Genomic DNA, 16,320 nt, shown 5'->3' on the forward strand with positions numbered 1-16,320 from the left:
AGTATACATTAAAAAAACAAGTTGGCACAAGACCCAATGTCATTAAGTTAACTAACCTATCACGTTTTGTAGTGGGTTAGTTAACTTAATGACATTGCCGTCAACTCCTTCTTACCTTTTTTACCAAATCTAACAGCCAATAACAAGAGAGACACCCCACCCGCCACCAATAGTCTGGTTTCTACAGAGCCAGTATTTGGCAAAACTTGAGACGTACTTATCGATGGAGTAGATGCTGTGCCAGTAGCTGGACGATAGATCAGGTAATAATTTGCATCCGTTTCCTGAGCTAAACCAGGCAAGTCACGAATAATCAACTCCTTTTCTGCATCTGTCAATTCTTGCTCTGTCACATAGGAATAATTGATAGACTGAGCACTAGCTGACGGTGATGCTGCAACCGATGACGCAAAAAACAAACTTGCTACAGCTGCCGAGACAAGTCCAATTGACAGTTTCCGAAAACCGAACCGCTGTCGTTTTTCACCAAAAATATTTTTCATAAAAACTTCCCTATTCCCTAAATAGTATAGAAACCATTATAACCTTTTATAGGGACGAGGCTGGGCAAAAAGTCCAAAGCCACTTCTCAGAGTTCGTATCAACATCTCAGCGCAGTGGTTGATTGGGTTTAACAGTCCAGTGGACTGTTAAAGGTTGGAGATAAGATTTGCGAAGCAAATCTCAGCAATTCGTGTTTCACACTCCAAATCTGACCTCTACGACTGATGCGAACAGAGTTCGCCTTATCTCCAACCTCAAACTGTCTCCCAGACAGTTTTGTAGCGAACTTTGTTCGCTCTATTTCCAACTTCCAACTGTCCCCCAGACAGTTGGAACTATGCGGGGGTGGGAGTGAAGCAGTCTAGGAATAGACTGTTTCAGCTCAACAACTTAAAACGAAAAATTGTTGGCGAACTCTTTTTCTACCATTTGTCAAGCCTATCAAGGTATTTGATGAAAAATATTTTGAGTTCAATAGTCAACATAAGGTGTTACAATAATATAGCATAAACAATCTTACTGATTTTGGGTAGAACGATAATCGTAAAGTTTGTTATGCGTTATGAGGTAATACATTGTCCGAATGAGACGATGTATGGAGGCAATCGTGTGTGGCTTTGTAGAAGTCGTTTGCGATTGTCTTTTTCGTTTCTCATAAAAGTCGGCGATATGGCAAGGATTGGTGTGACTGGCTGAAGCGATATTGTGAATACATTTGAACAGAATCTTTCTAGCGTAGGGATTGCCACGCTTGGTAATGTGTTCCTTAGCTAAAAAGTTACCCGATTCATAGTGTCTGAGGTCAATACCGATAAAGGCATTGATTTGGTTGGCAGACTGAAAACGGCGAATATCTCCCAGTTCACCAATAATACTTGTTGCAGTAGTCTCAGCTATTCCAGGAATAGAGAGCAGAATGTCATATTCAGGTAATGGCTGAGCTAGTTCCACCATTTGGTCTAGGACAGTTTGTCTCTGTTCAGAAAGCCGAAGCAATTCTTTTCCATAGTAACGAACCTCTTCCAGCATTGGAGAGGTTTTCTTGACGGCACAATAAGATTGATTAGCTAGTGCTATCAGCTTCTCAGCTAAATACGCCACACGCTTGTCCGAAATACGTTTTGAGGTGGACTGACGGATGCTCTCTGAGAGTTCGTCCTTGCTTAAATCAAGCACGAAGTCCTTGCAAGGAAACGCAGTAACTAAGTTCCAGTATTGTTCCCCAGTTGGCTTTGATAAGACAGTCTCTATCTCTGGAAACGTGACTTGCAAGACCTTGTGCAGACGGTTTTTAGCTCGAACGATGTCCTCAGTTAAGTTCTGATAGAAGCGACTTAAATCTCGCAGTTCTTGATAGACTTCTTCTTGGACATAAGTGGGTTTACGATTCAGCACAAATTGAGATTGAGCCAGTTTTTCGGCGTCAATTTGATCTGTTTTCCGCACACGCAAGCTATCCAGTTGCTTCTTAGCTTCTAAGGGATTAAGCCGTGTATAAGCGTAGCCATGTTCATCCAGAAAAGCTTGGAGACGACGAGAATAGACATCTGTTGCTTCAAAGATGATTTCTGGCTTATGGACGGTTTTCAAATCGCCAAGTAGCCGAGCAAAGCCTAAGGCGTCATTGGACATGGTATAGCCATGAACTTTCTCACCATTGACTAGAATGGCCACTTCTGAACTTGCCTTACTCACATCAATCCCAAAAACTGCACGCATGATATTACCTCTTTGTCTTGAATGATTCCTTGTTTTAGTGATGTCATTTTCAATACTCGACGTCTGGCGTCCCACATACTTTGATAACATTCTTTCTAAAACAGGTGCCTTGCCAGTTTTTGATGCGACGTCTAGCGTCAAAAGAGTTCTCGACTTAACAAGACACCTCTACTTTATCAGAAAGAAAAAGTAGTGACTACTCTCTCTCGTCGGAGATTTCCTCACTACTAATCTTAGTATGTTTTTGACCAGTCGAGTTCTTTCCCACTCCCAAGTCCACAAGTAAAAATTTTAAGTATTATAAAAGGTGGCAGGTCAATTTCTACCTGCCGCCTCTTGTAATTTCATTCTACTTAAATCACTGAACCTAGTAACTCTTACTACATATTCTTCAACTCAATGACCATATCACGAATCTGGGCTGCCAGTTCAAAGTCAAGCACTTCTGCTGCTTCCTGCATTTGACCTTCCAGTTTCTTGATTATAGCCTTACGTTCATCTTTATTAAGAGCATTGAAGTCCACCACTTCTTTCTTGTCCTGAGTGACAGCCTTAGTCACGCTTATCAGGTCACGGATCTCTTTCTTAATGGTCTGTGGAATAATTCCATGCTCCTCATTATAAGCCATCTGGATTTGACGGCGGCGGGCTGTTTCGTCCATAGCCTTGCGCATGGACTCGGTGACCTTGTCCGCATACATAATCACATGACCTTCAGAGTTACGAGCTGCCCGACCAATAGTCTGTATGAGCCCCCGTTCATTACGGAGGAAGCCTTCCTTGTCAGCATCTAGAATAGCCACCAGACTAACTTCTGGCACGTCAATCCCTTCACGCAAGAGGTTAATCCCTATCAAGACATCAAAGACACCCAAACGCAAATCACGGATAATCTCCGTCCGCTCCAAGGTCTTGATGTCCGAATGCATATACTTGACCTTGACACCCATTTCTTTAAGATAGTCGGTCAAGTCCTCTGCCATTTTCTTGGTCAGGGTGGTAATAAAGGTCCGCTCGCCTTTTTCAACACGGGCATTGATTTCACCTAAAAGGTCGTCCATTTGGCCCATGGTTGGACGGACTTCCACCTCTGGATCCAAAAGCCCTGTCGGCCGAATAATCTGCTCGACAACGGTCTCTGTCTGCTCCATTTCATAGTCACCCGGCGTCGCAGATACATAGACAATCTGGTGGACATGGCTCTCAAATTCTTCCCTGCGCAGCGGACGATTATCCAGTGCACTCGGGAGGCGGAAACCATAGTTGACCAACATCTCCTTGCGTGAGCGGTCACCATTGTACATACCCTTAATCTGCCCCATGGTCATGTGGCTCTCGTCAATCATAATCAGGTAGTCTTCAGGGAAAAAGTCCAGCAGTGTGTACGGAGGCTCGCCCTCGCTTCGCCCGTCCATGTGTCGTGAATAGTTCTCAACTCCGTTGGTGTAACCCATTTCCCGAAGCATCTCGATGTCGTAGTCGGTTCGTTGTTTCAATCGCTGAGCTTCTAAGAGTTTTCCTTCTGCCTCAAAGACCTTGAGCTGCTCTTCCAGTTCCGCCTGAATCTTGGCAATAGCCGTTTCCATGTGGTCATCGTTGGTCACGAAGTGGGTGGCAGGGAAAATGGCCAAGTGATCCACATCGCCCAAAACCTTACCAGTCAGGCTTTCAATCTCACGAATGCGGTCGATTTCATCCCCGAAAAACTCCACACGGAAGGCGTGTTCGTCACGGGAGGCTGGAAAGACTTCTACTACATCCCCACGCACACGGAACCGTCCCCGTTGGAAGTCAATGTCGTTGCGCTCAAACTGGATATCTACCAGAGAATTGAGCAACTGATCACGGGAAATCTCCTGACCTGGTCGCAGACTGACCACGCTGTCAGAATATTCCTTGGGCGAACCCAAACCATAGATACAAGAAACCGAAGCTACAACAATAACATCGTTTCGCTCCAGCAGGGCTGAGGTTGCTGAGTGACGGAGTTTGTCAATCTCATCATTGACCGAGCTATCCTTCTCAATATAGGTATCGCTGGACGGGACATAGGCTTCGGGCTGGTAGTAATCGTAGTAGGACACGAAGTATTCTACCGCATTTTCTGGGAAGAACTCTTTGAACTCACTATAAAGCTGACCAGCCAAGGTCTTGTTGTGGGCGATAACCAGAGTGGGCTTATTGACACGGGCAATGACCTGACTCATGGTGTAGGTCTTACCAGTACCAGTCGCCCCCATGAGAATCTGGGCTTTTTCGCCCCCCTCGATATTATCAACCAAGGTTTCAATGGCTTGGGGCTGGTCACCAGACGGTGCATATTTTGACACAAGTTTAAATTGGTTTTCAGTATTTCGATTAATCATACTTCTATTTTATCATAAGTTCGACTAATGGAGAAACATTCTAAACCATTCACAACTATGTCCAAAATATTAAATTTTCTCACATTTTAATGACTTTGTATGTCAGAAATTCTAACATTATAAAAACCTCTATTTTGCATTAATTTTCAGAATATGATATACTAGGACAGTTATTTTATAATAGAAGGAGTATGGAAATGAAGAAAAAATTACTCATATTATTGGCAAGCATTCTGCCAGTATTCTTTATTTTTACTGGCGTTAAAGCTGACGATACTATTGATATCGTATTTGACAATGCTTACGCCCCATTCGAGTTTAAAGACTCAGATCAAATTTATAAAGGATTAGATGTTGACATCATCAACGAAGTAGCCAAGCGCTCAGGTTGGACCATGAATCAAAGCTTCCCAGGATTTGATGCAGCTGTCAACGCTGTACAGGCTGGATCTGCGGACGCCCTAATGGCAGGTACAACTATCACCGAAGCGCGTAAGAAAGTATTTACTTTCTCAGACCCTTATTTCGACACCAAAATCGTTATCGCTACCACAAAGGCAAATACCATCTCTTCATATAAGGACCTTAAAGGTAAGACTGTCGGTGTCAAAAACGGTACCGCAGCCCAAAACTTCCTAGAAGAAAACAAAGACAAGTACGGATACAACGTAAAAACTTTTGATACTGGCGATTTGATGTATAATAGCCTTTCTGCTGGTGCTGTTGATGCTGTAATGGACGACGAAGCGGTTATTCAATACGCCATCCAACAAGGTCAAGACCTAAGCATTGACATCGAAGGCGAAGCAATCGGTTCATTTGGTTTCTCTGTAAAAAAAGGTAGCCAATATGAATATCTTGTTGAAGACTTTAACAAGGCTTTAGCTGAGATGAAGAAAGATGGCACCTACGAAACAATCATGAACAAATGGTTAGGAGCTTCTACCACTTCTGCCGAAAGTACAGATTACTCATCTCGCTTAAGCTTAACAGGAAACGCATCAACTAAAGCAACACCTGTCAAATCAAGCTACACAATTGTGGCAGATTCTTCTTTTGCTCCATTTGAATACCAAGATGAATCAGGTAACTATGTCGGGATTGACATGGAATTAATCAAGGCAATCGCTGAACAACAAGGATTTACTATTACCATTCAAAACCCTGGTTTCGATGCTGCACTAAATGCTGTTCAAGCTGGACAAGCTGATGCAGTTATTGCCGGTATGTCTATCACAGATGCTCGTAAGGAAATATTTGACTTCTCAAACGCCTACTATACTTCAAACATCCTATTAGCTGTTAAAAATGGTAGTGACATCGCTTCTTACGAAGACTTAAAAGGGAAAACTGTTGGGGCTAAAAATGGTACTGCTTCATATAGTTTCTTAGAAGAAAACAAGTCAAAATATGGTTACACCCTAAAAGCCTTCGACGAAGCTTCAAGTATGTATGACAGTTTAAACTCTGGTTCTATTGATGCTCTTATGGATGACGAAGCCGTTCTTCTATATGCCATCCAACAAGGTCGCAACTTTGCAACACCAATTCCTGGCGAAAAATCAGGTGAGTACGGTTTTGCCGTCAAAAAAGGTGCCAACCCTGAATTAATTGAAATGTTTAACAACGGCTTAGCTGCCCTAGTTGAATCAGGTAAGTATGATGAAATCCTTAATAAGTATTTCAACTCAACTGAAGAAGCAAGCACATCGACTTCAACTGTTGATGAGACAACGATTGTTGGTCTTTTGAAAAACAACTACGGTCAGTTGCTCTCAGGTCTTGGTATCACAATCGGACTTGCTCTTCTATCATTTGCTATTGCAATTGTCATCGGTATTATCTTCGGTATGTTTGCTGTCAGCCCAGTTAAAGCACTCCGTGTTACTTCATCTGTTTTTGTAGATGTTGTTCGTGGTATTCCTCTCATGATTGTCGCTGCATTCATCTTCTGGGGTATTCCAAACTTAATCGAGTCGATTACTGGTCAACAATCTCCAATCAATGACTTTGTCGCTGGTACGATCGCCCTATCCCTCAACTCCGGTGCCTATATTGCTGAGATTGTTCGTGGCGGTATTCAGGCAGTTCCAGCTGGTCAGATGGAGGCGTCTCGCAGTTTGGGTATTTCCTACGGAACAACCATGCGTAAGATTATCCTACCTCAAGCTGGTAAAATTATGTTGCCTAACTTTATTAACCAGTTTGTTATTACTCTGAAAGATACTACTATCATTTCTGCGATTGGTTTGGTCGAACTCTTCCAAGCAGGTAAAATCATTATTGCACGTAACTACCAATCCTTCCGTATGTATGCGATTCTTGCTATCATTTACTTGGTAGTTATCACACTCTTGACTCGCTTAGCACGCAAACTCGAAAAAGGAGGCAAATAATGGCTCAATTAAAAATCAACGTCCATGACTTACACAAGTCTTACGGTAAAAACGAGGTCCTCAAAGGTATTACTGCTAAGTTCTATGAAGGCGATGTTGTTTGTATCATCGGTCCTTCTGGTTCAGGTAAATCGACCTTCCTTCGTACAATGAACTTACTTGAAACCATTACAAGTGGTCAAGTAACAGTCGATGGATATGATTTGACAGACCCTAAGACAGACGTCGATGCCTTCCGTGCCAATGTCGGCATGGTATTCCAACACTTCAATCTCTTCCCACATATGTCTGTACTTGACAATATCACATTTGCGCCAATCGAACACAAATTGATGGACAAGTCTGAAGCTGAAAAAGTCGGCATGGAATTATTGGAAAAAGTTGGATTGGCAGACAAACGCGACGCTATGCCAGACAGCCTTTCAGGTGGTCAAAAGCAACGTGTTGCTATCGCTCGTGCGCTGGCAATGAATCCAGACATCATGCTCTTTGACGAACCAACTTCTGCCCTTGACCCTGAAATGGTTGGCGATGTACTCAACGTTATGAAAGACTTGGCAGAACAAGGTATGACCATGTTGATCGTCACACACGAGATGGGCTTCGCCCGCAAGGTTGCTAACCGTGTTATCTTTACAGATGGTGGTCAATTCCTTGAAGATGGCACTCCTGAGCAAATCTTTGATAACCCACAACACCCACGTTTACAAGACTTCCTAGATAAGGTATTGAACGTGTAGATATGCAAAAAGCCTTTGACCCAAAGAGTCAAGGCTTTTTGAGTTGCTTCAAATAATCATTTGCCTCTTTTCTGTAGGTAAATATAAAAATATTCTTGTCCTTATATATGGATAGCAGATTGAAAATATTGGGGCGGACCTGCGTTCGAAAATTCTTTACAAACTCTAATAATTCTTCATCGACAGTCATCGAAACCCACGGTATATCCACTCTCGGTTTGCCAACACGACTGTATAGACCTTCCACGCACACTGCTTCTGGGTAATCTAAAAATAGTATCGTATCACAAGCCGCCATTCGAAGTTTATAAGTCCCCCTATAATTACCATCAATAATCCACTCTTCTTGCCTTAATACTTCCTCTTGACGAGCTTGAAAAACTTCTCTAGCAACTGTTGTCTTGTCCGGTAACCAGTTTAACTGATCCAAATGATAGAGGGGCAATCCTGTAATTTCTTTCAATTTCAGTGAAAAGGTCGATTTTCCAGCACCAGGGCAACCAATAATCATTACTTTCTTCATACTGTTAACCTATAGGACCAACCTTTCTCAGTCTTTTCAACAGCTTCAAAGCCACATTTCTCAAATAGTTTACGGGAGCCCGTATTCCAGTCATAAATTTCTTCGACAAGTATTTCCTCAAGACCCACTTCCCTTGCACGCTCGATCATTCGCTGTAATACCTTAGTCCCGATTCCCTTTTTCCAATACCGCTTATCTCCAATGGCAATGGCAAAATCATCTGCAAACAGCGTCACATCACCAATTGGGATAAACTGATCGTCTTCAAAAATTTCAATAAAGTAACATTCGCCATTTTTAGACAAATAATCATACATACGATTGAGCAAGTCAAGACTATAACGTTCTTTATCGCCATCAACAAGCCAGACCAATTCCAAATCTTGGTGCCATTCAAAAGCAAAATCATGCTGACCATCATACCGACGTAAACGGACTTGTTTGTCTATTTCTAAAATATCTGCTTGCTTAATTCCAGTGATTGCCATTTCGGATCCTCTCTCATTTACAATACGTTCATTTTAACATACATCTCTATCAATATCAATAAATGTTATAGCACGTTAATTGACAAGATTTTATCAAAATGCTATACTGAAATAAATAAAGCATGCGAGGTAAGGAGAAATGGACAATAACAAGTAAACTCAATCTAAGTTCTATACTTATTTAGTAGTTTTCTTGCGTCCATTTTTCTGTTTCCTCTATTCCTTGAATAGGGTCTTTTTGAGCAGATTTCGACACACTACTAAATAGGTAGTGTGTTTTTTCTTGTAAAGGAGGCCTTATGCTACTAGCCACTCAACACCTAACCCTCGACCATCAAAAAGATTTGAGAAATCTGGTTCATGACCTAAACCTCATTGTCAACCCTAGCGATAAAATAGCTATCATCGGCGAAGAAGGAAATGGAAAATCCAGTCTATTACTCACCTTGATGGATTCAACTCTTGTCGCCGACTACCTACTCATATCAGGCAGCATTCACCGATATTTTCACTCGCCAGTCTACATTCCCCAAGGTCTTCCATTGGAAATGGCAGAGCTAACCTTGAACGACTACTTCTTCGGAGATATGGACAGTGACATTGATTACCGCCTACTCTACCTCTATGCTGAGCAGCTCCAGTTTAACAGCGAACGATTTGCCAGTCAACAATTGATTGGAAGCCTGTCAGGTGGCGAAAAATTAAAAATTCAGTTAATCAAATCTCTAGCAACTCCATCTGATATTATTTTTCTGGATGAGCCGTCCAATGACTTGGATTTAGATACCTTACTTTGGCTTGAAAACTACATCATTACTAGTCCTAAAACCATTCTATTTGTTTCCCACGATGAAGACTTTCTTAGCAGAACAGCTACAAAAATCATTCACCTAGAATCTGTTAAAAAGAAAACACTTGCACAGACTAAGGTTGAAGAACTAGATTACCAGGATTACGCATTGGGACGCCATCAAGCTTATCAGAAGCAGGTCCAGCAAGCTCGGAACGACAAAAAAGAATTTGACAAAGCCATGAACAAGCACCTACGTCAAAAATCACAGGTTCGTCATACCTTGCTCAACACCCATGATGCCACACTAGGACGGCTCATAGCCAAGAAAATGAAGAATGTCTTATCACGTGAAAAACGCTATGAAAGAATGAAGGAAAATCTTACACAAGTTCCTTTTCATGAAGATGCCATTTCCCTCTTCTTCTCAGACATTTCACCACTACCAGCTAGAAAACAAGTGCTTCACTTAGAAAACTTCCAATTAAAGGTTGACGAACGACTACTCGTTCAAAACATCCACTTCAACTTAAATGGACAAGAGAAAATTGGCATCATTGGACAAAATGGAATTGGTAAATCCAGCTTTCTAAAGATCATCTATCAGAAACTCAGGCAACGAGCAGATATAAACTTGGGCTACATGCCCCAGCACTATACAGAAGTCCTTGATGAGCCTAACACTCCACTTGATTTTTTATTAGAAAATGGCAATCGTGAGCAGGAACAACTTATCTTGACCCATCTAGCCAGTCTGCAGTTTACGCGACAAGAAGTTCATCACAAGATCAGTGAACTTTCGGGGGGACAAAAAGCCAAGTTACTCTTGTTAAAAATGGTTCTTGAACAAGCCAATTTTCTCTTATTAGATGAACCCAGTCGAAACTTCTCTCCCACTTCTCAGCCATATATTCGTCAATTATTTTCCGATTATCCAGGTGGTTTGGTATGCGTATCACACGACAGACGCTTTTTGAAAGAAGTTTGTCAAAGAATCTATCGACTAACTGAAAATGGACTGGAAGAACTAGAACAGATATAAAAAAGAAAAATGGCACACACGCCAAATTTCCTTTTATTTTTTCATAAAGAATGAAGCCATGCTATTCGGTTCACAACCTATAATTTATCAAGAGCAAGTTGCAAATCTTCTAGCAAATCATTGATATTTTCAAGACCAACAGATAGGCGGATTTGATTTGGTGTGACACCAGCAGCAAGTAAATCTTCCGGAGCTAACTGAGCGTGCGTAGTTGTAGCTGGATGAACTACTAGTGATTTAGCATCGGCAACGTTTGCTAGATTAGAAAAGATTTCCAAACTATCAATAACCTTACGCGCCTCTTCCGCTCCGCCTTTTACTTGGAAAGAGAAAATAGATCCAACACCTTTAGGCAGGTACTTATCCGCCAAAGCCTTATAAGGACTATCTGGAAGTGATGGATAATTGACCGACTCTACCTGAGGATGACTAAGTAAAAAGTCAACAATTTTTTCAGCATTAGATACATGACGCTCTACACGGAGAGACAAGGTTTCTAACCCTTGCAAAAGCAAGAAGGCGTTGAATGGAGAAAGGGCGGCACCTGTATCGCGAAGTAATTGTACACGAACTGCTACAATAAATGCAGCTGCACCAATATCACGAGTATAACTAATGTTATGATAGCTTGGATCTTCTTCAACAAATTGCGGAAACTTACCAGATGCCGCCCAATCAAACTTGCCGCTATCGACAATCACACCGCCAATGGTCGTACCATGCCCACCGATAAACTTGGTTGCTGAATGGACGGCAATATCAACACCATGAGAAAATACATTAATCAAATATGGAGTTGCGAAGGTATTATCTGAAACAAGCGGGATGTGGTGGTTGTGTGCAATTTCTGCTAATTTTTCAAGATTAGGAATATTGATAACAGGATTTCCCAAGGTTTCAATAAATACCAGTTTTGTATTATCTTTAATCGCAGCTTCTACCGCTTCAAAATCATCAATATCTACAAAGCTTGTTGTAATACCATAGCGAGGAAGGGTTTCTTTGAATAGGTTAAAAGTCCCACCATAGAGTGTCGTTGCCGCCACAATGTGATCACCAGCATGCGCTAATGCTAGAATAGTGTATGTGATGGCTGCCATTCCTGAAGAAGTGGCCAAGGCACCAATCCCACCTTCTAAGGCTGCTACACGATTTTCAAAAGTAGAGACAGTCGGATTCGTGATACGAGTATAGATATTCCCCGGTTTACGTAAAGCGAATAAATCTTCTGCTTCTTGAGCATCTTCAAATACATAGGAAGTGGTTTGATAAATCGGTACTGCGCGTGATTTTGAAGCAGAATCAACTTCTTGTCCAGCATGGAGTTGAAGGGTTTCAAATGAAAATTCTCTAGTCATAAAGGTACTCCTTTGGTCTTTTTCTGTATTCTACCTCATTTTTACCATCTTGACTAATACTTAAACATTAGAGATATGTATAGTTAACAACTATAGCCACTAATCAGTTATCCTATAAGAAAAATTTTTCTATATTACATGAATACTAAACAAGCACTTAAATGACTAAAATGTCAGTCAGTAAAAGCGGAGAAATATACTTCAAAAATCGTGACTTTTCTTCTCGACATGCAATTAATGGACAAGCTACTGGAGGAAAAATGGTGCAAGCTTTTCCCTTCTTTACGAAGCTGACAAATCCCATTTCTTTGTCGTTTTACGGTCATCATTTCGTAGTCAACGAAATCGATTCATCAAAGTAGGCCAATAGTTAAAGATTTTACTAAATTAATGCATTTAGGTCTAAAAAGACTTAATGACTAAATTTTAGAACAAGTTTTATTCCATTTTATCTGATGTTCGTTAGATATACTTCCACGAAAAAGAGGAAGCCGGGCAAACCATAATGGATTACTTGCCCAGCTTCCTTAACAGAAAACAGATATTATCCTAGAACAATTCTTTGTAATATGAGATTGTCTCATCTAATGTTGGCATGAATGGATTTCCTGGTGCACAAGCATCAATCAAGGCATTCTTAGAAAGGTATTCAAAGTCAAAGTCTTCTTCTTTGATGTCCAACTCTGTTAATTTCTTCGGAATACCGACTTTAGCTGACAATTCTTCGATTTGTGCAATGGCATAGTCAGCACATTCTTCGTCTGACTTGCCTGCGATATCAAGACCTAAAGCTTTTGCAACATCGCGGAAAGCTGCTGGTACACGTTTGGCATTTTCACGTTCTATGATTGGCAAAATCATTGCACAGCAGACGCCGTGTGGTAGATCGTAAACAGCTCCCAACTGGTGAGCCATCGAGTGCACATAACCTAAACCAGCATTGTTAAAACTCATACCGCCAAGGAAAATAGCATGGACCATAGCCTCACGGGCTTCGATATCTTGTCCGTTTTCAACTGCTCGTGGTAGGTATTCTTTAATTAACTCAATGGCACCCATAGATAATTTTTTGGTTACACCGTATGCTCCAGGAGTTACCAAGGCTTCGATGGCATGAGTCAAGGCATCCATACCTGTTGCTGCAGTCAAAGCTGCAGGCTTGGACAACATAAGCTCAGGATCGTTGACTGACATAACAGCTAGACTGTTTTTATCCACCATAACCATTTTAACCTTGCGTTCTTCATCGGTGATAACGTAGTTAATGGTGATTTCGGCTGAAGTACCTGCAGTTGTATTGATTGCTACAACTGGCAGACCAAGTTTTTCTGACTTATGCAATCCTTCATAGTCTTGTGGTTTACCACCGTTTGTCGCCATGATAGAAATACAGCTTGCCGCATCCTGAGGAGAACCACCACCAACTGAGATGATGAAATCACAGTCATTTTCCTGCAAAACTGCTAGACCATCAAATACATTTTTACAAGTCGGATTAGGATCAACCTTACTAAAGACTACGTAGTCAATACCTACTTCATCAAGTGGCTTGGTAACTTTAGGTAAAATATTACTTGTTCGGATAAAATCATCTGTTACAAGCAGAGCCTTTTTGTAGCCCAAATTCTTGACATAACTACCAATTTCGTTGACACAACCGCGACCAATCAAATTGACTGCTGGGACGTAAAATGTTGCCATAGACAAGCTCCTTTATTTATTTTATTTTTATATTATTATACTATAAATAGCAAGTTGTGTAAAGGTTTTGTGAAATTTTTAACGTAAAAAATTTCATCCTGCCCAAGACAATGATTCACCATCTACCTTACTGCTACTCCGCAACAATTCGTTTACTTGATGAATGGTTTAAAATTCAGTAAAATAATGTTTACGAGGAGGGAAAATGATGAATTTACTCGAGTATATCGGCCCGATTCTCTTCATTACTGCAATCATTAGCTACAGTCTCTACCGGAGGTTTAAAGATAGCAAAGCCACTATTAACGTACCAAAATGTCCAAAATGTAAGTCAGAAAAACTTCAAAAATACCCTCCCAAAAAACGCGAATATTTTCCTCGAGATGCAATTATTGGTCAAGCAATTGGTGGAAGAAACGGCGCAATGTTTGCCCTTCTTTATGAAGCTGATAAAACTCATTACCATTGTCGATTTTGTGGACATAATTTTGCAATAAAAGAAAATCGTTTAATTAGAGAATCCTAAAATTATCAATTTAAACCTTGAACATCATTTTACCTTCAAAAAGCAAAAACAACTGATAAAATATTCTAGCAGATTTCAATTTGGAATTGTCTATAGGTCTGACAAACTCCCCCCATCCAACTGCTACGAATCAATGTCTAGAAAACACATTACCAAAGTTATTGTTATTCAGACCCTGGTCAAAAATCATAAAATAGAAAACAGCTTAGAATCAACGTTTCTGGAAATGTAATTCTAAGTTGTTTTTTGAACAAATTTGTATTTGGAGAGAATATTTGCACATCCACAGTATGATAATATCGTCTCAATCTTTAAAAGATATGAATACCAATCTCAGTAAAATGAAATAAAAGGTTAACGAAGTATTCTAATAAAATAGTCCTTTATCAATTTAATGCAGTGGCACACAAAATAAAGATTAGTGATATCCTAGACTTATTGAATAAAAAGATATCGAAAATCAAACTTAACTAGCATACCCATTATTTTCTTCAAAGTTCTCCATCATTTCCTTCTGCATAAGTATAATTTCGGAACGAAACACATTAGCCAAAGTGGATTGATTGATGATTTGACAATCGATTCGCACAGATGTCAAGACTCTCTCAACTAGACTTTCGACTTCTGAACTGTTACGAATCCCCATATCCCATAGTTCTTGCAAGACTGATTTTTCATATCTTCTTTCATACTCAGACATCCCCTGCTTCGCCCAAAACAGTTGACCACTCTCATTCTCCAGCCAATTCCAAACCAGAACAGGATTTTTTACTAAAGGTTTCTCAATTTGACAAGATTGACAAAGAACCATTTTATTAGACAAAGAATAGGACATCGGCCAGATTTTATTGACAATTTGACAAGCAGATACAGCAAAAGAAGATTTACATCTCCAGCAACAACCACTCAAATTATCTTCGACGTCACAAATTCCCATGTCAACTAAAGTACTTGCCCAATATTCTTCAACCTCTTTGACTCCTGTTTTTTTAGCTACTAATCCAAACATTTTTATAATCTCCTTTAATAATCAATCAAATTTGAAAAGTCGATAGAATACCAAATTTAAAATAAGCTCTAGAAAATAGTCCAAATAAATTTATTTTTTTCATTCGACTTGATCTTTCTGCTTATATATTACCACCAATTTTTTGCTTTGTCAAACACGTTAAACAAAATTGAAAAAAATATTTTTTAATGGTATAATTAGTTAAACAGATAAGGAGACAACCATGATTTTAGGTGATATTTTAAAAGAATACCGAAGTAAGAATAAATTATCAATGGATAAATTCGCTGAATTATCTGGTTTAACAAAAGGTTATATTTCTATGTTGGAAAAGAACCAGCATCCCAAAACCAAAAAAGCTCTCCTGCCAACGATGGATACGCTAGAAAAAGTCGCTAAGGGCATGGCTATATCGGTTGGTGAGCTAATCGAGCAACTAGATTCCAATCAGGATATAGCTTTAACGATTACTCCTTCCCAATTTAATCTCTTTCAACAGCCTATTCATCCAGAGGTTCAAACCTTGGACAATGAATTAAAAGGTGATTTCCATGCACAATGGTTAGCTTTTGGTCAAGAACAGTTAGCAGCTATGCAAACTACCTCAGTTACTCCTTCTGCTTCTATTCTTCACTTGGATGACTATCGGGAGCGAATCGAATTACCTGTTCCTGGTAAGGTTTCTGCCGGTACAGGTTACTGGCAGGATACAGATATGAACAATCTTGTATCATTCTATAACGATGAGATTCCAGATAACCAATCTTATGATACAATCGCTCAGGTTGTGGGAGATTCTATGGCTCCGCATATCGAGGATGGAGACTATCTCTTCATTCGCCTAACTCCTCATATTCCTCTAAATACGATCGGAATTTTTTCAGTAAACGGAGAAAATTTTGTTAAGAAATTCAAAGGTGACTATTTGCAATCACTCAATTCTGACTATGATGATATCTATTTTAGCCCAGAAGACGATATTCGACCTATTGGTCAAGTTGTAGATATTTATAGTCCAGATTGATTTCTAAGCCTAGTTAATCACTAGTTATATTGGCTACATTCATCCATCTAGTTTTGGAAAGTCTGTTCGTATAGCTGGCGTTTTTTCCTACTGAAAACAAACTGAAAAGCACAGTAAAAGGAGGCTATGACAGC

At 40.2% G+C, this 16,320-nt stretch carries 13 protein-coding genes; 5 read left to right on the forward strand and 8 right to left on the reverse strand.

The window, feature by feature from the left end:
- Window positions 1-80: 80 nt before the first annotated feature.
- The 3 genes from K6969_RS06610 to uvrB form a co-directional block, all read right to left on the reverse strand.
- Window positions 81-503, reverse strand: a complete 423-nt coding sequence (locus tag K6969_RS06610; RefSeq protein ID WP_029174395.1) for a YSIRK signal domain/LPXTG anchor domain surface protein — start codon at window positions 501-503, stop codon at window positions 81-83.
- A 517-nt stretch (window positions 504-1,020) separates the two neighbouring features.
- Window positions 1,021-2,223, reverse strand: coding sequence for an IS110 family transposase (locus tag K6969_RS06615; RefSeq protein ID WP_321537504.1), 1,203 nt, complete (start codon window positions 2,221-2,223; stop codon window positions 1,021-1,023).
- Window positions 2,224-2,603: 380 nt separating this feature from the next.
- Window positions 2,604-4,589 carry an excinuclease ABC subunit UvrB gene (gene uvrB / locus K6969_RS06620; protein WP_029173655.1) on the reverse strand — a complete coding sequence of 662 codons (1,986 nt, stop codon included), beginning with the start codon at window positions 4,587-4,589 and terminating at the stop codon, window positions 2,604-2,606.
- Between the two features lie 197 nt (window positions 4,590-4,786).
- Here uvrB and K6969_RS06625 point away from each other — a divergent pair, with 197 nt between their 5' ends.
- Complete coding sequence (locus tag K6969_RS06625) at window positions 4,787-6,985, forward strand: ABC transporter substrate-binding protein/permease (RefSeq protein ID WP_029173654.1); 2,199 nt, start codon at window positions 4,787-4,789, stop codon at window positions 6,983-6,985.
- A complete protein-coding gene (locus K6969_RS06630) occupies window positions 6,985-7,725 on the forward strand; it encodes an amino acid ABC transporter ATP-binding protein (RefSeq protein ID WP_029943341.1) in 741 nt (246 codons plus the stop codon). Before K6969_RS06625 ends, K6969_RS06630 begins: the two co-directional genes overlap by 1 nt.
- A gap of 28 nt (window positions 7,726-7,753) precedes the next feature.
- Here K6969_RS06630 and K6969_RS06635 read toward each other — a convergent pair whose 3' ends face one another.
- On the reverse strand, window positions 7,754-8,248 hold the full coding sequence (locus K6969_RS06635) for an adenylate kinase (RefSeq protein ID WP_171942504.1): 495 nt from the start codon (window positions 8,246-8,248) through the stop codon (window positions 7,754-7,756).
- Window positions 8,245-8,736, reverse strand: a complete 492-nt coding sequence (locus K6969_RS06640) for a GNAT family N-acetyltransferase (RefSeq protein WP_171942503.1) — start codon at window positions 8,734-8,736, stop codon at window positions 8,245-8,247. Before K6969_RS06640 ends, K6969_RS06635 begins: the two co-directional genes overlap by 4 nt.
- Window positions 8,737-9,035: 299 nt before the next feature.
- Between K6969_RS06640 and K6969_RS06645 the strand changes: the two genes are divergently transcribed.
- The gene (locus K6969_RS06645) at window positions 9,036-10,568 is read left to right on the forward strand and encodes an ATP-binding cassette domain-containing protein (protein WP_171942502.1); all 1,533 of its coding nucleotides are present in this window, start codon (window positions 9,036-9,038) and stop codon (window positions 10,566-10,568) included.
- A 77-nt stretch (window positions 10,569-10,645) separates the two neighbouring features.
- On the opposite strand, the gene K6969_RS06650 is transcribed toward K6969_RS06645, so the two are convergent.
- Window positions 10,646-11,926 (reverse strand): O-acetylhomoserine aminocarboxypropyltransferase/cysteine synthase family protein, encoded by a 1,281-nt coding sequence (locus K6969_RS06650; protein WP_171942501.1) that lies wholly within the window; start codon window positions 11,924-11,926, stop codon window positions 10,646-10,648.
- A gap of 549 nt (window positions 11,927-12,475) precedes the next feature.
- The gene (locus tag K6969_RS06655) at window positions 12,476-13,627 is read right to left on the reverse strand and encodes an iron-containing alcohol dehydrogenase (protein ID WP_024409680.1); all 1,152 of its coding nucleotides are present in this window, start codon (window positions 13,625-13,627) and stop codon (window positions 12,476-12,478) included.
- A gap of 205 nt (window positions 13,628-13,832) precedes the next feature.
- Here K6969_RS06655 and K6969_RS06660 point away from each other — a divergent pair, with 205 nt between their 5' ends.
- Window positions 13,833-14,153: a membrane protein gene (locus K6969_RS06660; RefSeq protein WP_032532932.1), complete on the forward strand. Its 321-nt coding sequence runs from the start codon at window positions 13,833-13,835 to the stop codon at window positions 14,151-14,153.
- A 466-nt stretch (window positions 14,154-14,619) separates the two neighbouring features.
- Here K6969_RS06660 and K6969_RS06665 read toward each other — a convergent pair whose 3' ends face one another.
- Window positions 14,620-15,162 (reverse strand): hypothetical protein, encoded by a 543-nt coding sequence (locus K6969_RS06665; RefSeq protein WP_029174900.1) that lies wholly within the window; start codon window positions 15,160-15,162, stop codon window positions 14,620-14,622.
- Window positions 15,163-15,385: 223 nt separating this feature from the next.
- On the opposite strand from K6969_RS06665, the gene K6969_RS06670 reads away from it, so the two are divergent.
- The gene (locus K6969_RS06670; protein WP_171942500.1) at window positions 15,386-16,186 is read left to right on the forward strand and encodes a helix-turn-helix domain-containing protein; all 801 of its coding nucleotides are present in this window, start codon (window positions 15,386-15,388) and stop codon (window positions 16,184-16,186) included.
- The last annotated feature ends 134 nt before the right edge of the window (window positions 16,187-16,320 follow it).

It is taken from the genome of Streptococcus suis, assembly GCF_019856455.1.
Lineage (GTDB): Bacteria > Bacillota > Bacilli > Lactobacillales > Streptococcaceae > Streptococcus > Streptococcus suis_AE.